This is a genomic window from Paenibacillus sp. USDA918EY (genome assembly GCF_009870825.1).
Taxonomy (GTDB): Bacteria; Bacillota; Bacilli; order Paenibacillales; family Paenibacillaceae; genus Paenibacillus_AQ; species Paenibacillus_AQ albilobatus.
Genome location: NZ_WTWY01000073.1, coordinates 1 through 319, shown reverse-complemented (window position 1 = coordinate 319; position 319 = coordinate 1). Strand labels below are relative to the sequence as shown.

The window sequence follows — 319 nt, the reverse complement described above, 5'->3', positions numbered from 1 at the left end:
AGCGCCGATGGTACTTGGACCGAAGGGTCCTGGGAGAGTAGGACGCCGCCAAGCGCAAGCCCTTATGGGTTTGATTGTAGAGAATATAATATGGGCCCTTAGCTCAGTTGGTTAGAGCGCACCCCTGATAAGGGTGAGGTCGGTGGTTCGAGTCCACTAGGGCCCACCATATAAATCCCATAACTAAACTTCATGCTTTATACGGAGTAACCGAAAAGTAATCGGAATCAACTTCGTAGCATGTGGTCGCTTTTTGGGGTAAAATATGGGGCCATAGCTCAGCTGGGAGAGCGCCTGCCTTGCAAGCAGGAGGTCAGCG

1 tRNA gene is annotated in these 319 nt (G+C 51.7%); it reads left to right on the top strand.

From position 1 onward, the window contains the following. Window positions 1-92: 92 nt before the first annotated feature. Window positions 93-169 (top strand) — tRNA-Ile (locus tag GQY55_RS30865). Window positions 170-319 lie beyond the last annotated feature (150 nt).